The 19,042-nt window shown below is 56.1% G+C and carries 15 protein-coding genes; 7 read left to right on the top strand and 8 right to left on the bottom strand.

Annotated features, from left to right (window positions below):
- Positions 1 to 113: 113 nt before the first annotated feature.
- Positions 114 to 266, bottom strand: coding sequence for a hypothetical protein (locus tag VGU61_RS00385; protein ID WP_326857103.1), 153 nt, complete (start codon positions 264 to 266; stop codon positions 114 to 116).
- Between the two features lie 575 nt (positions 267 to 841).
- Between VGU61_RS00385 and VGU61_RS00380 the strand changes: the two genes are divergently transcribed.
- Positions 842 to 1,267, top strand: coding sequence for a universal stress protein (locus VGU61_RS00380; RefSeq protein ID WP_326857102.1), 426 nt, complete (start codon positions 842 to 844; stop codon positions 1,265 to 1,267).
- 45 nt (positions 1,268 to 1,312) lie between these two features.
- Here the strand turns inward: VGU61_RS00380 and VGU61_RS00375 are convergent, their stop codons facing one another.
- The gene (locus VGU61_RS00375) at positions 1,313 to 2,725 is read right to left on the bottom strand and encodes an FAD/NAD(P)-binding protein (protein ID WP_326857101.1); all 1,413 of its coding nucleotides are present in this window, start codon (positions 2,723 to 2,725) and stop codon (positions 1,313 to 1,315) included.
- Between the two features lie 606 nt (positions 2,726 to 3,331).
- Here VGU61_RS00375 and VGU61_RS00370 point away from each other — a divergent pair.
- Positions 3,332 to 5,584, top strand: a complete 2,253-nt coding sequence (locus VGU61_RS00370) for an ATP-binding protein (RefSeq protein WP_326857100.1) — start codon at positions 3,332 to 3,334, stop codon at positions 5,582 to 5,584.
- Positions 5,585 to 5,774: 190 nt separating this feature from the next.
- A complete protein-coding gene (locus tag VGU61_RS00365) occupies positions 5,775 to 6,095 on the top strand; it encodes a multidrug efflux SMR transporter (protein WP_326857099.1) in 321 nt (106 codons plus the stop codon).
- Between the two features lie 395 nt (positions 6,096 to 6,490).
- Here VGU61_RS00365 and VGU61_RS00360 read toward each other — a convergent pair whose 3' ends face one another.
- The 3 genes from VGU61_RS00360 to VGU61_RS00350 all read right to left on the bottom strand — a co-directional run bounded on the left by VGU61_RS00360 (position 6,491) and on the right by VGU61_RS00350 (position 10,487).
- The gene (locus VGU61_RS00360; protein ID WP_326857097.1) at positions 6,491 to 7,204 is read right to left on the bottom strand and encodes a THxN family PEP-CTERM protein; all 714 of its coding nucleotides are present in this window, start codon (positions 7,202 to 7,204) and stop codon (positions 6,491 to 6,493) included.
- Between the two features lie 388 nt (positions 7,205 to 7,592).
- Positions 7,593 to 8,804, bottom strand: coding sequence for an ABC transporter substrate-binding protein (locus VGU61_RS00355; protein ID WP_326857095.1), 1,212 nt, complete (start codon positions 8,802 to 8,804; stop codon positions 7,593 to 7,595).
- Between the two features lie 99 nt (positions 8,805 to 8,903).
- Positions 8,904 to 10,487 (bottom strand): acyl-CoA synthetase, encoded by a 1,584-nt coding sequence (locus VGU61_RS00350; protein WP_326857093.1) that lies wholly within the window; start codon positions 10,485 to 10,487, stop codon positions 8,904 to 8,906.
- A gap of 445 nt (positions 10,488 to 10,932) precedes the next feature.
- Here VGU61_RS00350 and VGU61_RS00345 point away from each other — a divergent pair, with 445 nt between their 5' ends.
- From VGU61_RS00345 to map, 3 genes are read left to right on the top strand one after another with little or no spacing between them, the layout of a single operon-like run.
- Positions 10,933 to 11,454 carry a DUF6622 family protein gene (locus VGU61_RS00345; RefSeq protein ID WP_326857092.1) on the top strand — a complete coding sequence of 174 codons (522 nt, stop codon included), beginning with the start codon at positions 10,933 to 10,935 and terminating at the stop codon, positions 11,452 to 11,454.
- Positions 11,455 to 11,507: 53 nt separating this feature from the next.
- Complete coding sequence (locus tag VGU61_RS00340) at positions 11,508 to 11,738, top strand: ParD-like family protein (protein ID WP_326857090.1); 231 nt, start codon at positions 11,508 to 11,510, stop codon at positions 11,736 to 11,738.
- Positions 11,735 to 12,562: a type I methionyl aminopeptidase gene (gene map / locus VGU61_RS00335; protein WP_326857089.1), complete on the top strand. Its 828-nt coding sequence runs from the start codon at positions 11,735 to 11,737 to the stop codon at positions 12,560 to 12,562. Before VGU61_RS00340 ends, map begins: the two co-directional genes overlap by 4 nt.
- A gap of 114 nt (positions 12,563 to 12,676) precedes the next feature.
- Here the strand turns inward: map and VGU61_RS00330 are convergent, their stop codons facing one another.
- The 3 genes from VGU61_RS00330 to VGU61_RS00320 all read right to left on the bottom strand — a co-directional run bounded on the left by VGU61_RS00330 (position 12,677) and on the right by VGU61_RS00320 (position 16,367).
- Positions 12,677 to 13,609 carry an MBL fold metallo-hydrolase gene (locus VGU61_RS00330; protein ID WP_414691571.1) on the bottom strand — a complete coding sequence of 311 codons (933 nt, stop codon included), beginning with the start codon at positions 13,607 to 13,609 and terminating at the stop codon, positions 12,677 to 12,679.
- A 287-nt stretch (positions 13,610 to 13,896) separates the two neighbouring features.
- Positions 13,897 to 15,309 (bottom strand): carotenoid oxygenase family protein, encoded by a 1,413-nt coding sequence (locus VGU61_RS00325; protein WP_326857088.1) that lies wholly within the window; start codon positions 15,307 to 15,309, stop codon positions 13,897 to 13,899.
- Positions 15,306 to 16,367 (bottom strand): MerR family transcriptional regulator, encoded by a 1,062-nt coding sequence (locus tag VGU61_RS00320; protein WP_326857086.1) that lies wholly within the window; start codon positions 16,365 to 16,367, stop codon positions 15,306 to 15,308. Before VGU61_RS00320 ends, VGU61_RS00325 begins: the two co-directional genes overlap by 4 nt.
- 351 nt (positions 16,368 to 16,718) lie before the next feature.
- Here VGU61_RS00320 and VGU61_RS00315 point away from each other — a divergent pair, with 351 nt between their 5' ends.
- Complete coding sequence (locus tag VGU61_RS00315) at positions 16,719 to 18,986, top strand: EAL domain-containing protein (protein WP_326857084.1); 2,268 nt, start codon at positions 16,719 to 16,721, stop codon at positions 18,984 to 18,986.
- Positions 18,987 to 19,042 lie beyond the last annotated feature (56 nt).

Genomic DNA, 19,042 nt, shown 5'->3' with positions numbered 1-19,042 from the left:
CTGGGGTCGACGGAGAGACCAAGACCGTGCAAACAGAAGTGAGCCGATTACTTGGTCACGCCATTCTCACTTCTGTCCAACCTGGAAGCACCCATCAATAGTTGGATCGCCAATCAGAATGCGATGCCTTTCTCGACCAGCAAATGGAATGTCCAGGTGATCATGCATGAGCTGATGCCTGCCGACATCAGAATGCAACCCAAGCTCATTACCTTGCTTTCGATGTCTTTGAGCGACGAATAGGACATCTCTATTGGTTGATGCATTTTTTCCAGCATAGTCTCTATCGGTGAATTTGAAGAATCGCAAAATTCTTGTGCTTTTTGTGGTTCGATAACCACAAAAGCGCTGAGTTCCTCAAGTGGCTCCGGATTGCTTCAAATAATTCATGCGCAGCTCCCATTGAACTGCCTTCTTCAATTTTTCCAACGGTTTTAGAGTTCCCAAATCGCATGTTCGCTCCTGCCCGGCTACTGCAAGGAGTAAGGAATCGACATCCATTTGAACTTCGACGTCAAGCCAAGTAACCAAACCGTGATCACGGATAGTCGATTGGGAGATAGTCTCAAAGCCGATGGCAGGTCAACTCATTGTCGTCCCCTTTTATAAGAACATGCTTCAGCTATTGTCTGATTTCAATTCTCTGCTGAATTGAAGAGAATCTGCACAAGGCGCTATTGATCGTGTCGGCCCGGTTTTTCGCAGCAAGTGCGTCATTATCATCCGCCAGCAAACAGCACTACCGTCGCAACGCACAGCAGGCGTTGATGGAATCTGCTGCCAAGTTGGCAATCAATGATCGCAAGGCCATTTCACTTACCAGCTCAGAAGGAGTTTCACAATGAACGTTCTCCTGCTTGTAGACGGCTCCGCCTGTTCAAACAAGGCTGTCGAATACGTTGCATCCAATCCGAATCTTCTGCAAAACAGCGACGGCTTGCATCTATTGCATGTGCACTTTCCGGCTCCGCGCGGTCTTGCACGGTCGATTGTCGGAGAGGATGCCGTCAATAATCATTACGAACAAGAGTCAGCAACAGCACTCAAGCCAGCCGAAGAGATACTGCGCAAGAATGGAATTCACTATGTATCCACTTTCACGGTGGGCGACATCCCGGAACAAGTCGATGCATATGTAAAAAAGCATGGCATTGGCATGATCGTCATGGGGTCTCACGGACACGGCGGATTCAAGAGCTTCGTGACGGGGTCGGTAACAACCAAGGTGCTTACCATGGCGAGCGTGCCGGTGTTGGTCGTGCGTTAGCGCCCTTTTAAACTTTTGAACATGCATCGCCAGGTCTGGCTGCCATCATCGGTTCGCAGCGAGCAACTTCATCAGATTTTCAACACCTGGGCCGATACTTTTACGATACTCCTGGAAAAGCACTTGCTTATCCGTTTCCCCGTCCTTGATGCTGCCGACGATCGCCGAGATGCCGTCCAGGCGGGAGCGGGATATCCAGTTCATCAGATTTTCATGTTTTCCCCAGCGCTGCCGGTTACCGAGAAAGGCTGCCCACATCCGTAGCCAATCCATAGGGACCATCGGCATCGGCACGGCGCGGCACAGCGCATTCATTTCAGCCTCATCGGTGAAATGGCTTTCGACGAATCCGATCATGGCGGCGCTGAAGGCTGGCTGGCAGGTACGTACCATCAGGATGTTGACCTTGCCACGCTCGAAGACTGGAACATCCGGCAAGGGAGAAATGCCATAAGCGCTGCAGTCAATGACCAGCGCATTCGGATCGATGGGAATCGAGCCCTTATCCAAATCAATCCGGCCCTTCTCGATCGCCTTGACATGGCCCAGGCGCACGACATTCTGAATGCGTCGCAACTCAGTCAATTCCGCTTGTGACACTGTGGCGCAATGGTACATCGTCGGCGTCACGCTTTCGTCGATCCGCAGCAGCTGTCCCGCAGCCTCCAGGCGCTCGAACAGGTCCGGAATGGATGATGCAGCAGCCATTGCTTCAAATTGCGTTTTAAGACTTCCGATGAACTGCTTGAAGAAAGCCGGGTCCGGCTGAATGTTGGCACGGTCCAGCAACCAGGCGTCGCGCGGCCTGATCCAGTGAATGCAGGACGGGGGCACATCGTTTTGCAGCAGCCAGGTGCAGGCATCCATCCCTGTCTTGCCGGCACCGACGACGACATATTGCGGATATGCGTGACGAATCTTCGTCAGGCCGTTCGGCGGTATGCATTCAACCCCTTCTGCTATGTGATAGCGAGGGGGTGACGTCGATGGAACCGCGGTATTGATCAGTGCGGCGTTCACCAGCTTTTTGCGGACATTGACCACCTTCTTCTTCTCTCCAAGAAGAGAGGTGACCTTGTGCGCACCATTCCCATCGCATGAATACTCGGACAGCGGGAAATACCGGACCCTGCCTGAAGGGAGGAAACGCTGCCGCATGACCTGATCGAAGTGATGCAAGACTTCGGCGCCGGACGCAAGTTCGCGCAAGCCCTTGTTCAACCCGCCGGTGTCGATTCTCCCATCGCCGAGTTCTCGTGAATTCACGCCATAAAAAGCGGAGGGTTGGTGCAGTCGGACAAACGGATACGCATCATTCCAATGGCCTCCCGGCTGCGCATGCCGGTCAACCATGACGACGTCGCAGTCGGATTCATCCAGTAGGGTGTCAACAAACCCCATCGCACTTGCACCGCTGCCAACAACAAGATAATCGGTATCGATTGATGTCGTCTCCATGCTTTGCACTCCTTTCCATTTGTATCGGATGCAGCCTGAACGCAGGTAAGCCTTTTACATGGTGTGATGAGTGAAGGGATCCGCTAACCAGATGGTTCGTGCGGGATCAAATAGAACGGGATCGGTACATTTTTGAATGGCAACACGCAGTGCCGTGTCGCGCTTCGCCACAAGGCGATGAAGGAGGGATTGAAACAAACCATGTTCTGCCTCTCAAGCTGAGTGGCAACCAGCCCTCAATACTTGTACATACCGGGCCGGGCACGTGCTGGGAAGTGCAAAAATACGAACCGTGGAGTGATGGTACGCAGGCTGAATGGCTCGCGTTTGAGTAGCATCAAACGGTACAGATTGTCGGGGAATCGCATATAAATTATGAAGTGCATCGGCTGAACATATGAATTTTTGTGATGGGTTACATTACGGCACGATTGGAAAAATGCGTTTATCCCACTGCGCAAAGCGTTCTTCCCGTAACATTTCTCCATGTTTGAATAATGATAAAAATCAACAACATGATCCATATCAACAGCCTGGCCGGCAGGAATTGCATAATGCAAGGTTTCCGCCAGGATACGGCATCATGATCTTCACAATAAACGTTCGATGAAAACCCGCAGCTATCTCATTCTGATTATCGGGCTCATTCTCCTGCCTGTACTCGCGCTTTCGGGATGGGGGCTCCATCTGCTGCTGGAGAAAGAAAAGGAAGCGCGTCTCCTTGCCGTTGAAGAAAAGACGAGATCGATTGCGCTTGCGATCGACCAGGAGCTTGCCGACGCAGAAGGCGCATTGCGTGTCATCGCGCAAACAGAACACATGTACAGGGAAGACTTCAGGCCGCTGTACGATCTTATGAAGAAGACGATTACTTCTTCTGACTCGTGGGCCGTGCTGTACGACGCACACGGCAATATTCTGGCTCACACACATCACCCTTACGGCGCGGCGTTTACGGAACCTCTGAGTACATGGGTACCGGCAGCGATCGATGCGCGGAAATCAAGCGTATCCAATTTGCGCGACGGTCGCGCCGGCAAATGGAAAGTGGTCTCCGTGAACGTGCCGGTCACGACCGCCAGCGGAAAAAAATTCCTGCTCGCTTATACCTTTCACGTCGGCCATATCACCAAGCTGCTGCACCGCGAAGATTTATCCAAGACATGGGTAGTGGGCGTATTTGGTTCTGACGGAGTCACGATTGCGCGCAATCTTCGCGAGATGGATTTTATCGGCACAAGCGTTACAGCCGCCCTGCTCGAAGCATCCAAAAACCAGTTCAGCGGCCGGATCGTAAACTTCACGCGGGACAAATTTTGGGCATACACCACCTTCATCCATGCGTCGCGCGCAGATTGGACTGTGGCCATTGCCGCACCAACAGAAGAAATCAACAGCCCGGCCCGGACGGCGACGTTCTACGCCGCTTTGGCGCTTTTCGTCGTGTTGGGCTGCGCCTTCGCGGGAATAACATTTTTTGCGCGCCGCATTACCCGATCGTTCCAACTCACCCTGGCAGGCGCAAAGTCACTCGAGCTCGGCAGGATTCCTCGCGTGAAGAAGTCCGGAGTCGTCGAAGCGGATCTGCTGCAGCACGCATTGCATGAGGCGGGCACCAAGCTTGCAGAAGAAAATCGCACGCGAAAGCTACTGGAGCAGGAGCGCGAACGATTGCTCGAAAGCGAACAGGAAGCACGACGGCAAGCAGAAAACCAGAATAACGCGAAAGACGAATTTCTGGCCATGCTTGCGCATGAGCTGCGCAACCCGCTGTCTCCGATCGCTGCCGCGGCACAACTACTCAAGATCTCCGGAAGAAATGAAAAGGTCCTGCAGCAGTCCAGCGACATCATCGTGCGCCAGGTGGGTCATTTACAAACGCTCATCGATGATCTGCTTGATGTGTCGCGGGTCACGCGCGGCCTCGTGAGGCTGGACAAGCAGGAAGTAGATATCAAGTCGGTCGTCACCAATGCCGTCGAACAGGTCCGTCCGCTTCTTGAATTGCGCGGCCATGATCTTCACCTTCACATGCGGCCGGCGCACGCCGCCGTATTAGGCGATAAAACACGCCTGATTCAGGTCGTGTCGAACCTGTTGAACAATGCCGCCAAATACACTCCGGAAGGCGGCACCATCACGCTGGAGGTCGAAGTTCAGGCAACCAATGTAAAGATCAGCGTGATGGACAACGGCATCGGCATGGAGCAGGATCTGCTGCCGTATGTATTCGAGCTTTTCCGGCAGGCACGGCGCACGCCGGATCGGTCTCAGGGGGGTCTGGGCCTTGGTCTGGCACTGGTCAGAAGCATCACGTCGCTGCACGGCGGACATGTGGAAGCGCAGAGCGACGGTCCGGGCAAGGGCTCCCGGTTCACCCTGTCCCTGCCGTTGATCGCGGCGGGCGAAAGTGAATCCGAACCGGCGGATGAATCGATTTGCGTACCCGTCAAACCGGTACGGCTGATGATCGTCGACGATAACGTGGACGCAGCCAATTCACTTGCCAGCCTGCTGGAGGCAAAAGGACATTCCGTCATCGTCAAAGATAACCCGTATAGCGCGATAGAACATAGCCGGAATGACCCGCTTCCACTTTACATACTCGATATCGGGCTTCCCGGGATGGATGGTTACGAACTCGCCCGGCAATTGCGTGCATTGCCGGCTACCGCCAATGCGGTGCTCATTGCACTCACAGGCTATGGGCAGACAAACGATAAGAAGCTGGCCCTTGCCGCCGGCTTTGCTCATCACTTTGTAAAGCCGATGGACATCGAAGCGCTGGACCAGATTCTGGCTTCAGTAAACAATTCCGGTGTTGCAGAAAGCGGCCATGGACTGACCAGCCAGATTTAAGCGCGCCATCTTCGCCGCCAGAATGGACAGCACGGAACCAGGGCAGATATCAGCCGATCCGTATATCATTTCATCTCTGCCTTCATCGCGTCGCGAGCATCTCGCGACACTCTTTCTGCGGAGGAACGACCTCCCCCAATATCGGGAACAATGACCGGGACGGCCCGGCTCTTTCGTAAGGAGAGCCGCCATGGCCTGGTTGATGCTGGTAATTGCCGGATTGCTGGAAGTCGTTTGGGCATTTTCAATGAAGCTGTCGGCAGGTTTTACCAAACCTCTACCGTCCGCAATCACACTGATCGCAATGATTGCCAGTTTTGGTTTGCTGGCATTTTCGATGCGGACACTGCCACTCGGTACTGCTTACACCATCTGGACAGGAATCGGTGCCGTCGGCGCGTTCCTCATAGGGATAACAGTTCTCGGTGAGCAGCTGAACCTTACCCGGGTGATCGCGGCATTGCTTATCGTCTGTGGACTCGTTTTGATGAAGATGTCGGCGCCCGATTAGCGCTCGGCTGTTCGGTCCCGGCTGTTTGCAGAAGTTTGGGCGAGCAATTGAACGGCACGCAGGCTCTGATCTATTTTTGCTGATTCATATAATCAGGATATATAGTCCATCGCCCATACATCGGGCCATGGACTTTTTTACTGGTGCTCAAGAAGGATTGGCACCCGATAAGGAATATTCGCCAAGTCGGCATTGCGGTCATCAGGCCCACATCCGGATCAGCCATCAGATCATTCATGCGATTGACCGTCGACTTGACTACTGCAAAAAGACGATCCTATTTACAGCCAAGATTTCGGCCGGACCTCAAACATCACCGCCAGGCAGCTTCGCATCGATTCGTGCACTGAAGAGATACGAAGCGCCTTTTGCTGAAACCAGTGCGACCCAAGGGTTCAGGTGCGACGACGCATAGCGAGCAATCCCATCAGCGCGAGTCCGATCAGCGCAACCGACGATGGCTCAGGCACCTGCCTAGGCGCAGTGAACCGTCCGTACAGACCGATGGTGTTGGTACCCCCCTCCTGGCTGATGAACGAATTCGCCAGATTGATGCCATCGTTGGAAAAGCCGAGCAGTTGCAGCGTAAATGGAAGTCCGCCGACGGTGAACATCGACGTCAGGTCCAGATTTTGAAAAGTAATCCGATCGGCACAAGGGTTGTTCGGCGGGGAAGGATAAGTACAAGGTGCCTGATTCGGCGTTTCGTCGATGAGAAACCGGAACGCAAATCCTTGCTGCGAAGGTGTCGCGCCGGTCACTGTCGTGGTCAACGAAAGATCCACGCTCGAGGAGGCGGTTCCCGCCTGAACCGGGTTGTTGTAATGCCGCAGATCGCCCAGTTTGAATGTCGTGTCGGAGGTGTACGTACCTGCCGGCGGATTGGACGGATTGAAGCCGAGACCGCTTCGCGAGCCAAAGAAGCTGGCTGGGTCTCCCCAGCGCACATCGACATACTGGCCATTATTGCTGTTGTAACTGATGTTCTCACCACCGACGGCGTTGCTCCAGAAAGGGACTGTCTGGGTGATCTGGATTGTTGCAGCGCCGGCGAGCGGCGACAGAGATGCAAATGCGGCACACAGGACAAGTCTTGAAATCAGTTTCATCGTACTCCTCCTTGATTGGTTATTTTGCTGAACATGGCTTACGGGGCCCACCAGCCCCCGCCTAACACAGTTAGCAATGTTTGTGCCGAAAATTTTTAAGGCATGCTTTCAAGGAGTTACGAGAGGCCGGATTTGAAATGCATTAACACTGTAAGAATGTCTGACAACAAAAATCGATCCTGCCCGCTTACCGCTCTTTGCTACCGGCCGATCAGGACCGGTTCGGTATCGCGTGATATTAAAAATCAAGCCCTGCAGCTTGTGCTCGAGGGCTTGAAATACCGGACTGTTTTGGTAGCGGAGTACCCGCCCAGCGACTTTTGATATTAATCAAAGTGAGGCCGAGCAGCTTGAGCGATGAGCAGCCGGATGAACGGTATGCTTCCGGTCATTTCCACAGAGCGCATCTGGATTGCGCCTTCGGCGTGTACGCCTGGTCTCCGGGGATCGTCTGCACCACCTTGTAGTAATCCCATGGGTACTTCGACTCCTTGGGATCTTTCACCTGCATCAGATACATGTCGTGGACCATCCGGCCGTCCGGTCTGACAACGCCGTTCTTGGCGAAGAAGTCGTTGACCTTCATGCTCTTCATCGTTGCCATGACCTTGTCCGCATCATCCGTTCCGGCCTCCTTGACAGCGTTCAGGTAGAACATGGTCGCGGAATAGTTCGCCGCCTGGATCATCGATGGCATTCGTTTGACGGAACCGAAGAAGCGGCGTGCCCATGCCCGGGATTCGTCATTCTGGTCCCAGTACCATCCGTCGGTCAGATACATGCCTTTTGTCTGATTCAATCCAAGCGAGTGGATATCGTTGATGAACATCAGGAGGCCGGCCAGCTTCATCGTCTTCGTAATGCCGAACTCGTTTGCCGCCTTGATGGAGTTGACGGTATCGCCGCCCGCGTTTGCCAGCCCCAGTATCTGGGCCTTGGAGTTTTGCGCCTGCAACAGGAAGGATGAAAAATCGGAAGCGGATAAAGGATGCCTCACGCTGCCGAGTACCGTGCCGCCCGCGGCCTTCACGACATTCGACGTGTCCTGCTCGAGCGATGTCCCGAACGCATAGTCAGCGGTAAGGAAATACCAGCTTTTGCCGCCCTGCTTGACGATGGCGGAACCCGTTCCCTGCGCCAATGCATACGTGTCGTACGCATAGTGGACGGTGTAGGGTGTGCAATCTTCGTTCGTGAATCGGGAGGACGCGCCGCCAATGTTGATATAGACGCGCTTCTTTTCCGCTGCGACCTTGTTCATCGCGAGGCCGGCCCCGGAGTTGGATCCGCCCAGGAGCATGTCGAGGCCTTGCTGGTCGAACCATTCCCGCGCTTTCGTCGCTGCAATGTCAGCCTTGTTCTGATGATCCGCCGATACGAACTCGATCGGTTTTCCGAGGACTTTTCCACCAAAATCCGCAATCGCCATCTTGACGGCTTCCGCTCCCGCCGGCCCGTCGATATCGGCGTATAAGCCGGACATATCCGTGACAAGCCCTATCCTGACCGCATCTCCGGACACCTGGGCCTGAGCCAGGCCGGAATATCCGGCCATGCCGACCAGCGATAAACAGCAAAACATCCACTTGCTTCTTTTCATGGTCTGTCTCCTTGGTTTTAGCTTCATAGCGAAGCGGTTGATGATCCATGACACGATTTGAGCGACGCCGGTCAGCATGTCGCCGTACCTTGCCTTTGTTCAGACGCTGGATTGAAGTTGGCGCCTCAATTCCCTCTTCAACAGTTTTCCGCTCGGATTTTTGGGCAGGGTGTCGGTGACGATGACGCGCTTGGGCACCTTGAAATGCGCCATGCAGGACTTGCAAAAGGAAATCACCTCATCCTCGCTCACTGCATGCCCCTGTCGCGGGACGATCACTGCCGTCACCGCCTCCACCCAGTACGGGTCCGGCAAACCGATAACGGCGACTTCGGATACGGACGGCATGCGGAAGATCGCCTCTTCCACTTCACGGCTGGCGACGTTCTCGCCACCGCTCTTGATCATGTCCTTCTTGCGGTCCACCACCGTGATATACCCCTCCTCGTCGCGCACCGCCAGGTCGCCGCTATGGAACCATCCACCCTGAAAAGCGGCCGCCGTTTTCTCCGGGTCGTTGTAGTAGCCGGTCAGGAGCTGGGGCGAGCGATGCACGATTTCTCCGATTTCGCCCGGCGCGACATCCCGCATTGCCTCATCCACCACCCGGGTCTCGACATTGAGCACGGGTCTGCCAGCCGATCCAGCCTTGCGCAGCTGTTCCTCCGGGTAAAGGACGGTGGCCAGCGGTGCAATCTCGGTCTGCCCGTAAAAATTCCAGAGCCGCACCCGTGGCATCCGCACCTGCATCTCCTTGAGCACCTCGACCGGCATGATGGATGCACCGTAGTAGCCCTTCTCAAGCGACGCCAGGTCGGTGCGGTCGAACAGGGGCGACCTCAGCAAGGCGATCCAGACTGAAGGCGGCGAAAAAAAGGAGTTCACGCGATATCGCTCGATCAGCGGCAGAATGACTTCGGGTTTGGGCTGTCCCGTGATGACGTTGGTGGTACCTAGATAGACGCCGGGGCCGAGGAATACATCGAGCTGGGCGCAGTGATACAGCGGCAAGGCATGCAGCAGCACGTCTTCCGCTGCCATCCCTCCCTCAATCACGCAGCTGACGTATTCCCACAGCACTGCCTCATGGCTCAGCATGGCGCCCTTGGGCAGGGATTCGGTGCCGCTGGTGTAAATGATCTGCAGCAGCGAACGGGAATCGATTGCCTGTGGCGATACGGACGGCGCGTCGCGCGCGAGAAGATGGTCGAATGTGCGCAGTCCGTCCGGTGCCCGCTCTTCGTCGTCTTCGCCGGGAAGCCAGAAGATTCGTTGCACCGCCGTGCCCTTCTCCGCGGCAGATGCGGCAAGCCGCTCGAAACCGGCGCCGACAAGCAGGGTTTCCGCGCCCGAGCTCTTTAGGATGAAAGCGACCTCGTCCTCATTCAGCATGAAATTGATCGGCACCAGCACCGCGCCGATGCGCGCGACCGCAAAGCGCATTGCCGCAAAGGCATGGGAATTGCGCGAAAGAATAGCGACGCGGTCGCCGTGACGCACGCCTTCGGCAATCAGGGAATTGGCCAGTCGGGTGCAGATGCCGTCGAATTCGGCGTAAGTCCACTGTACCTTGCCGCAAATGATTCCGATCTTGGCCGGCAACCTCGAGGCCGTCCGGCGCAGCACGTCGCCAAGCCCATGTTGACGGCTGGCAAGTGCGGTGTCATCTGCATTCGGATTCATGCCTCGCCTCACCTTCCATTTGTAGTGGCCGATCACATGGAAAACAGGTTGACGAGCCCAATGCACCTGCTTTCTCTTTTGAAGAATGCTGCCAGTTTCCTGCCGAAGTCGATGCTTGAGGTGCAACTCGGAAATGTACTGTCACTGCCGGTCGATGGAAATTGACGCATATTTCCTTGTGCAATCCATGTCCATGTTGAACTTCTCTTGAAGTTGATCAAACAGGACAGGTCTTGGCACAGCGCATTTCATGCCGTTTAGTCAAGTAAGTAAGACTGGATTGGCCTTTTATCAAAGTCGCCGGGGGTTGCCCGCCTGCCTGGTCGATTGTCCCGTGCGGACGCTTCACTCCCCGATATCGCCGTTTCGTCGCAAATCGCTCGCCGGCTGCAGGCAGCCGGACCATCATCACGTATCGATTCATTGACAGATACGAGGAGGTGATATGGCTGCAACAATCTTTTCGCAAGCGCCCGTCTGGGTCTGGCCGGTATTGGTCGCGCTGATCGTCCTGGGCGTGCAACAATCCCGGACACGCCATCAGTCCCTGCGTCGCGGAATCGTGCTCCCGGCCGTGATGACTGCAGTTTCGCTTGTCGGCGTGATCTCCGCTTCCGGCGCAAGCGTCGGCGCCATCCTCGTCTGGACCATCGGGTTGGCCGTTGCAACCGGACTTGCCTCCAAACTTGGCATCTGGCGCGGAATATCCTGGTCGGACTCGCAACAACGCCTGAGCGTCCCCGGCAGCTGGTTTCCGTTGGCGCTCTTTCTCGGCATCTTTGCCGTCAAATTCCTTGCCGGAATGGCCTTGGCGACTGTTCCCGAGCTGCGCGATGCAGCCCACTTCGTGATGGCAACCAGCCTGATATACGGTGCGTTCACCGGATTGTTTGTTGCCCGGGGCATTGCAATGTGGCTGGCCACTTCCCGGTGCGGCATCCCAGGCTATAAAACGTCCGTGCGGTAAAAACCTGGCATGGCAGTATACGGTTTGACTACAAACCATATATCGACGCGACAATGGGAATTCTCAAAATCTCGGAGCAGATGCATGAAAACCTGCGCTCCACCAGCGCGGCGCTCAGCCGCTCGATCAATGCCCAAGCCGAGCACTGGCTTCGTGTCGGCATGCTGGCCGAACTCAATCCGAACCTGAGCTATGCGGAGATCTGCCAGTTGCTGATCAAGGCGCAGCATTCGGGTGACCTCGGCCAGGAGGTCGTTCGTTCCACCGAGCCGGAGGCGGCGTGACAACCAGAGGCAAAGTCCCTATCCGCTCGGAAGCGGAGATCGCCATGGCGCGTCGGGCCGGAGCACTGGCGGCGGACGTGTTGCGGATGATCGCGGCCCATGTCAGACCAGGCGTCACCACGGACGAGCTCGACCGAATCTGCCATGGCTATATTGCCGATGTACTGAAGGCCACGCCCGCCAACATAGGCTACCTTGGCTATCCCAAGACGGTCCTCACCTCGGTCAACCATGTTGTCTGCCACGGGATTCCCTCCGATAAGCGCCTTAAGGAGGGGGACATCATCAATATCGACGTCGCTGTCATCAAGGATGGATGGTTTGGCGATACCAGCCGCATGTACTTCGTCGGCGAGCCGGGAATCCTCGCCAAACGCCTGGTCTTTGCGACCTATGAGGCAATGCGCGCCGGCATTCTCGCCGTGCGTCCCGGGGCGACATTAGGCGATGTCGGCCACGCCATCCAGACCGTCGCGCAGCGCGAGGGATTCGGCGTCGTGCGCGAATTCTGCGGCCACGGCATCGGCACCGTCTATCACGACGAACCTCAAGTACTGAACGTTGGCCGTCCGGGGACCGGCCTGGCACTCAAACCAGGCATGATCTTCACGATCGAGCCGATGCTCAATGCCGGCAAGTCGGCTACCAGGCAGCTCGGCGATGGCTGGACAGTCGTGACGAAAGACCGCTCGTTGTCCGCGCAGTGGGAACACATGGTGGCGGTCACCGAAAGCGGGTTTGAGGTCCTGACCGCCTGGCCTGACGGATATGGAGAATATGCGCCGATCGCTGTTGAGCCAAAGCTTCAAACGGCGGCCGCTTGAACAGATTCCGCTACTTCCGACGGGTTCTGTCGCGTTAGCTTCCCGAAAGCGGTCGAAGACATGCGCGCAACGCTGCGGTTTTCGCTGAGCGAACTGCTCCTGCAAGCGGCATGGTCATCCACATCGATAGAAACCTTGCTCATCCACCTGCACCCGCCCGCTGGAAAGCAGTTCGGCCAGATGCCGTGAAATAGTGCGGGTCTCGGCGTCCGTCACCCAGGCAGCATTGAAGCCCTGGGGATACAACAACCGTCGTTCAACCATCTGTTCCAATGTCTTCGGCGATTCGCCAAGCCATTTCAATATCTGCTGCTCGCGCTCATCGAGCTTGGCCGCGAACGCCGCGAGGTCATGCAGGAATCGATCTCTGTCGGTATAGACGCCCCGATGGTGGGACGTGACCCAAACCTTTGCCGGAATATCGGGCAGCCGCTGCAAGCTCCGGCGAAAGTCGCCCAGGTTTGAACAGGCATCCCCGTAATACGGTCCGAACCCCGTCAGATCGATGTCGCCGGTAAAGGCGACGCCCTCCGGCTCGACCAGCAGAACGCAATGGCCGGCAGTATGGCCAGGCAGATGGAACGCACGGATCGTCGACTGCCCCAGATCCCAGGTCATACCGTCTTCATAACTCAGCGCGTCCGGGCGTGGTGCATAGAAGAATTCGCGCTGGAATTTGTCCAGAGTCCGGGAAATGACCGTCTCGTCCGTCATGCCGAAGGCAGCCACCATGCCACTCCAGCTGCGGGCCGCCGCCACATCGGCTTCGTGAACGTACACACGTGCATTTGGCAGTCGATGCAGACCGGCCATGTGGTCCTCGTGCACATGGCCCATGACCACCAGTTCCGTAGCGTCGAACTCGGGGCCGATGTAGTTCGAGACGATTGGGGTGTCGAACGCCGCACGGGTATCCGTGCCTCGAATGAGGACCTGATTCCCATTGGGATACTTCCCGCTCTTCTCGCCCAGAACGACCGAGACACGGCCAAATTCAAGGCGCTGCAGGGAACCCGATGGACCGGCATGGCTTGCAGAAACAATCACGTTAACAATCCTTCCATAGCTGAACTTCTCTGTGGAAGGCATGCTATCAGCGTTCTGGCTGCATTGCTTGGCTTGGCCGAACAGGATGGGGACTTAGTCAAAACCAAGGACGCCTCTCGTTAAGGTAAATCGCATTGTCTTTCCGGCAAAACCTCGATCCGGGGAATTCGTGTTTTGTCGTTATGCCGGCGGGATGGGCATCACGACTGCACCAGCGGGCATCGGCTATGCAGTAAGCAGGCAAGCAAACTTTTAGCGCAACCATGGTGCCGCCCATGAGTATGCAACTACGCCGGTATCCATGCGCCATGAAAGCCAAAAGGAATCCGGCATGGAAGACGCACCATTGCAATCGGGCCGGTTGCGATGTCGGTGGCATTGAAAACCAGCAGATCACTCCGCTGCTCGGCCGCGCGCCATGCGGTCATCATGATCCAGCCGTCGCCTTCATCGGCTGCTTGATTGCGCGGCGCGAATACCGGCTCGGACAGGACATCGCCTTCCGGCACGCTGTATCGCTGTCTGCGTGCCGTAGTGAAGTCATGGCAGGTCAACGTGCCGTACAAAACATCCTCCGCTTCGCTTCTGACATTTCCATCCGCATGACAGATATACCAGCCGTAGCGGTTGTAACGGCCGGCGTATCGTTCGTCAATTCTCGGAAATTCCGCGGGGACGTCATCGATGACCGTACGTTCGACTTTCCCGCGCAGGCTGCTGAGATCGATCGTCCAGCGGGACAATCTTGCCGCCGACTTCCCGGGCTCGCCGGGCCGGCCATCGGCGTACGGCATTCCCGGCGCCATCTCCGACTGCATGGCGTAGACAGTGATCTTGCCGTCTGACTCCCAGGCGTTCATGAAATGGAATACATGGCAGGGGTCGGTGTCCAGCCACCGCATTGCACTGATTTCCGCTCCCTTTGGCAACACACCGATGTGGACGGCACGTTCCTCTTCCCATGCGAACAAGGGCTTTCCCTTCATGGCTCTATCCATGCTGGATGTGAGCGGGGTGATCGGGAACACTAAATGCGCGGTTGTCGCGACGAAGTCATGCACCATGCTGGCGTATGGCGCATGAAAAGCGTCCAGTCTGGCCACTCGGCATTCCCGGTCCAGGATTCCGTATTGCATTTCCGTGGTGCCGGGTCCGCCGACGGAGTAGGCGAAGAAGTGCAGCTCGCCAGTCTCGGGATCCGGTTTGGGGTGAGCGGTAAAGCGCGAGGAAATCACTCCGCCAAAACTTTGATAGCCCTTCGATTCCAGGGTAAGCGGGTCGAATTCAAAAGGCTGATGCGATTCTTCGAGCGCGAACAGACGGCCTGCGTGGGAGACGATATTCGTGTTGGCAGTCCCGGTGCTGCGACCGATTGCCGCCGGATCGCTGGTCGCGGGATTGCCGAATGTACCAAAAAGCGCCTTGCCAGCCTGGTTTTCCAATTGCCACTTGGGCGTGCGCATCCAGCGATTCCTGTATGCGACCTTTCCATTTCCGATATAAAACGCATGAACCATGCCGTCGCCGGCAAACCAGTGATAGAAGGCGTCGCGCGGGTCAAACTGCGGATTCGGTCCGACCCGGTAAAGCGCGCCCGCCAGCGCGTCCGGCAGCGCACCGACGACGGACAGATTGGTGAAATCATGTTCATTGCGAACCGGCGCGAAATTTCCGTTTAAAAAGTGATGCGTGAAAGTCATGGAGCGGCCCTGGTCTTGTTGTTGATCGTTTTTTTCTGCAGCGCCTGCAATGCCTTGTTCAGATAATCGAGAAACGGCTCGTCGATGCCCGAACCGAAGCGCAATGCAGGTTCCTGCGTGAAGGCATGTTGAAGTTTTGCCGCCAGTCCCGGGGCACCGCCTACCTTCCTGCTCTCCAGCTGGGTCCATTCCTTTGCGAGGCGTTGCATGTCCGGATCGTCCGGTTCGGTGCCCTCTGCCATATGACTGCGTATCGCGGCAATGAGCGGCGGCCATGATGTGGTGCACCGGACATAGTGATGGCGCAAAATCTCAATCTCCCCGCGGCTGCAATATTTGGCGTAGAGCTTCAGGCGGCGATAGGCCATGGCGTGCGAAATGTAGGTCATACCGGAATGATCTATTCCGGATAGCATCTGAAGCGACTCCTCATTCCACTGCATCGCGTAATACTTCATCAGCAGCCCTTCGTCGCCACCGACTTCCTTCATGAGAAGCTGTATCCAGCGATAACCCAACTCCTGCGCGTCGTCACTATCGGCCGCAACACCTTGTGTCATGAACCGCTGCAATGCAGCGACCAGTGCCGCCTTCTCATCGCCGCCGGGCGCTTTGACGGAGGCACGTTGCGTCGCCAATGCGTCGCGTTCGTCATCATTGAAGTATCTGGAGACGGCCGACATCTGCGCCAACGCGCCGAGCCAATCGTCCATGGCCAGCGCACTGGATTGGCGATGCCTCGATTGAAGTTCGGTGAGGTGATCACGCAGTGCGGCGGCATGGCTGATCTGATGATTCAGAAAGACAATCTGCTTTTCCACCACGTCCGGAAAGGCTGCGCCGCCGACAGTGAGAAGTTGCTGAATCTCGGTGAGTGAAAGGTTGAGACGGATAAGCGCTTGTATCCGATAGAGCTTGCCGACGTCGTCCGGACCGTAGAGCCTGAACCCGCCCTCGGAGCGTGCCGAAGGAGAAAGCAGACCGATCTCATCGTAATGGCGCAATGCACGAATCGTGACGCCTGTGCGCTTCGACAGCTCACCGATTTTTAAAAGCATGAGAACCCCTGAAGTTTCCGACATGCTAAACCCTCCCGTGACGAGAGAGTCAAGAGGGCAATTCATTCTGCTTGGAAATTAAGGTCAAAAGGTTGATTGTTTCGAGGGAGTGCTTTACATCGATGGCGTTGTGCAACGTTCCCCATGTCGAATCGGCGCATGCACTAGATTTTTTGGAGAGCTACCGCTTCCGCCCGGCCGGAATCTGCGTCTGGAGACAGAGTGAAATTGTTCAAGTAGTCAAACTTATCGTTACAAAATGAACTATAGGAACCCTGCTGCGCCAAATAAGGAGGCATCCGTGTTTTTCGAACACTGCATTTGATCAATACACGGCAACAGGGTGGACATATGACTCAGGTCATTGATGATTTTCTCGAGTTCAGCGAATCGGCAAAATCATATCTTGTGCTGGGAAATGACTTGTCGATCGTCGACGCGACCAGCAGTTTTCTGGCGGAATGGTCGCTGCGGCGCGATGACATTACCGGTCGTTCGGTTTTCGATGTGTTCCGGGACGGGACCGATAAAAACCAGAATAAAGGCACCCGTCCGGAACCGTTGATTTCCCTTCAGGAAGTGATCGATCATGCTCCCGGGTTTATCTGCGTTACGCGCGGGCCGACGCACATCGTCGAGCTCGTCAACAGGTCCTGTTATCAAATCGTATGTCACCGTCCGGTTATCGGCATGTCGGCGCGGGACATGTCCCCGGAAGGAAGCGACAACGACCTTGTCAGACTGCTTGACCAGGTCTACGCCACCGGCAAACCCTACGTGGGTCGGGCTCACAGGGTGAAGCTGCAGCCTGCTCCGGGCGCCGCCTGCATCGATGCCTACGTCAATTTCGTGTACCGGCCGATATTCAGTGAGGATGGCGCGGTAGCGGGCATCCTTGCATTCGGCTACGACGTGACGAAGGAGGTGCTTGTACGCGATGAGCTTCGCAGCAGTGAAGACCGGTTTCACCTGGCGCTGGAAGCGGCTGGAGACGGCGTCTGGGACTGGAACATCGCCGGAAAAAAGTTTTCCCTCTCGGCGCGTGGGCGAGCCATGCTCGGATACAACGATGTCGAGATCGGCGATTCGATGGAAAACTGGCTTGCCATTACGCATCCCGAGGATCAGGAGCGTGTCAAGGACCATGCGATGGCATGCGTGCAGGGTCGCATTCCATTTCTTTCCTGTGAATACCGGGTGCGCTGCAAAAACGGCAGCTGGAAATGGTTGCTTGCCCGTGGCGCCGTCATCCACCGTGACGGCAACGGCTGGGCCACCCGCATGGTCGGCACGACGATCGATATCTCGTCGGAACAGGAAACCCTGCGCCGTGCAAACTACGACTCGCTGACCAGCCTTCCGAACCGGAACCTGTTTCGCGACCGGCTTGAACACGAGATGCTGAGTTCACAACGCACCGGAAGGCCGGTCGCGCTGATGTTTATTGATCTGGACCGGTTCAAGGAGGTCAACGATCTGCTCGGGCACGGCGCGGGCGACAGTCTGCTGCGCGAATGCGCGAAGCGTATCCGCTCCTGTGTTCGTGCCGTCGACACGGTCGCACGTCTCGGCGGTGATGAATTTACCGTCATCCTGACCGATCTGGACGGACGTTCCCATGTCGAATTCATCGCGCAGAAGATCCTGAATGTACTGGCACGTCCGTTTGACCTTGGCCACGAGCGCATTCATGTCTCCGGAAGCATCGGCATCACCATGCATCCCGATGATGGGGTACACCTGGAGGATCTGATCCGGAATGCGGACCAGGCAATGTATGTTGCAAAGAATGCCGGCCGCAACCAATTTTGCTTTTTCACGCGTTCGATGCAGGAAAAGGCACGGCATCGCATCTCGATGATCGCCGAATTGCGCGAAGCGCTGCCAAGAAATGAGCTGCGGGTGTACTTCCAGCCCATTGTGGAATTGCACACCGGCCGGATATCGAAGAGCGAGGCGTTGCTGCGTTGGCGGCATCCGCAAAAGGGCATGTTGCTGCCATCCGAATTCATCGGTCTTGCCGAGGAAAGCGGTTTGATCAACGACATCGGCAATTGGGTTTTTGTCGAAGCGGCCCATTGGTCGAAGCGATGGACCGAGCAGGCCGGAGAGCTCTTCCAGGTCAGCATCAATAAATCGCCGATCCAGTTTTTGCCGCAGAAAAACGCCATGAACTGGGGAAGGCATTTGCGCAGCCTCGGCATTGCCTGGAACAGCATCTCGGTCGAGATCACGGAAAACCTCTTGTTCAATACCACGGCGGCCACGGCCGAAATTCTGCTGGCAATGCGCAACGCCGGCATCCAGGTTGCGATTGATGATTTCGGGACCGGCTATTCTTCCATGGCCTATCTGAAGAAATTCGATGTTGATTATCTGAAGATCGATCAGTCATTCGTCGGCGGCTCCACGGCGGACACCATTACGAGAACCATTGCGGAAACCATCATCGTCATGGCGCACAAACTCGGTTTGAAAGTGATTGCCGAAGGCATCGAAACCCAGGAGCAGCTTGACTGGCTCAAACAGGCAGGGTGCGATTACGGGCAGGGGTTTCTTTTTTCACAGCCTCTGCCGCCGGAACAGTTCGAACGGCTGCTGGCAGGTCAGGAAGCATGAATGCCGGTACCAGGCATTAAGCTTAGAATGCCATATCGGGCTGGATAGGCTAATTT

Origin of the sequence: Noviherbaspirillum sp., assembly GCF_035944575.1 — a bacterium.
Classification (GTDB): Bacteria; Pseudomonadota; Gammaproteobacteria; order Burkholderiales; family Burkholderiaceae_D; genus Noviherbaspirillum.
This window is presented reverse-complemented; position numbering and strand designations above follow the sequence as displayed.

What these genes read in the sequence shown, in the direction of transcription:
- VGU61_RS00320 (WP_326857086.1), bottom strand. Translation starts at nt 16,367, where the DNA reads ATGCTTTTAAAAATCGGTGAGCTGTCGAAGCGCACAGGCGTCACGATT.
- VGU61_RS00370 (WP_326857100.1), top strand. Translation starts at nt 3,332, where the DNA reads ATGAAAACCCGCAGCTATCTCATTCTGATTATCGGGCTCATTCTCCTG.
- VGU61_RS00345 (WP_326857092.1), top strand. Translation starts at nt 10,933, where the DNA reads ATGGCTGCAACAATCTTTTCGCAAGCGCCCGTCTGGGTCTGGCCGGTA.
- VGU61_RS00325 (WP_326857088.1), bottom strand. Translation starts at nt 15,309, where the DNA reads ATGACTTTCACGCATCACTTTTTAAACGGAAATTTCGCGCCGGTTCGC.
- VGU61_RS00380 (WP_326857102.1), top strand. Translation starts at nt 842, where the DNA reads ATGAACGTTCTCCTGCTTGTAGACGGCTCCGCCTGTTCAAACAAGGCT.
- VGU61_RS00315 (WP_326857084.1), top strand. Translation starts at nt 16,719, where the DNA reads ATGACTCAGGTCATTGATGATTTTCTCGAGTTCAGCGAATCGGCAAAA.
- VGU61_RS00385 (WP_326857103.1), bottom strand. Translation starts at nt 266, where the DNA reads ATGCATCAACCAATAGAGATGTCCTATTCGTCGCTCAAAGACATCGAA.
- VGU61_RS00355 (WP_326857095.1), bottom strand. Translation starts at nt 8,804, where the DNA reads ATGAAAAGAAGCAAGTGGATGTTTTGCTGTTTATCGCTGGTCGGCATG.
- VGU61_RS00365 (WP_326857099.1), top strand. Translation starts at nt 5,775, where the DNA reads ATGGCCTGGTTGATGCTGGTAATTGCCGGATTGCTGGAAGTCGTTTGG.
- VGU61_RS00375 (WP_326857101.1), bottom strand. Translation starts at nt 2,725, where the DNA reads ATGGAGACGACATCAATCGATACCGATTATCTTGTTGTTGGCAGCGGT.
- VGU61_RS00340 (WP_326857090.1), top strand. Translation starts at nt 11,508, where the DNA reads ATGGGAATTCTCAAAATCTCGGAGCAGATGCATGAAAACCTGCGCTCC.
- VGU61_RS00350 (WP_326857093.1), bottom strand. Translation starts at nt 10,487, where the DNA reads ATGAATCCGAATGCAGATGACACCGCACTTGCCAGCCGTCAACATGGG.
- VGU61_RS00360 (WP_326857097.1), bottom strand. Translation starts at nt 7,204, where the DNA reads ATGAAACTGATTTCAAGACTTGTCCTGTGTGCCGCATTTGCATCTCTG.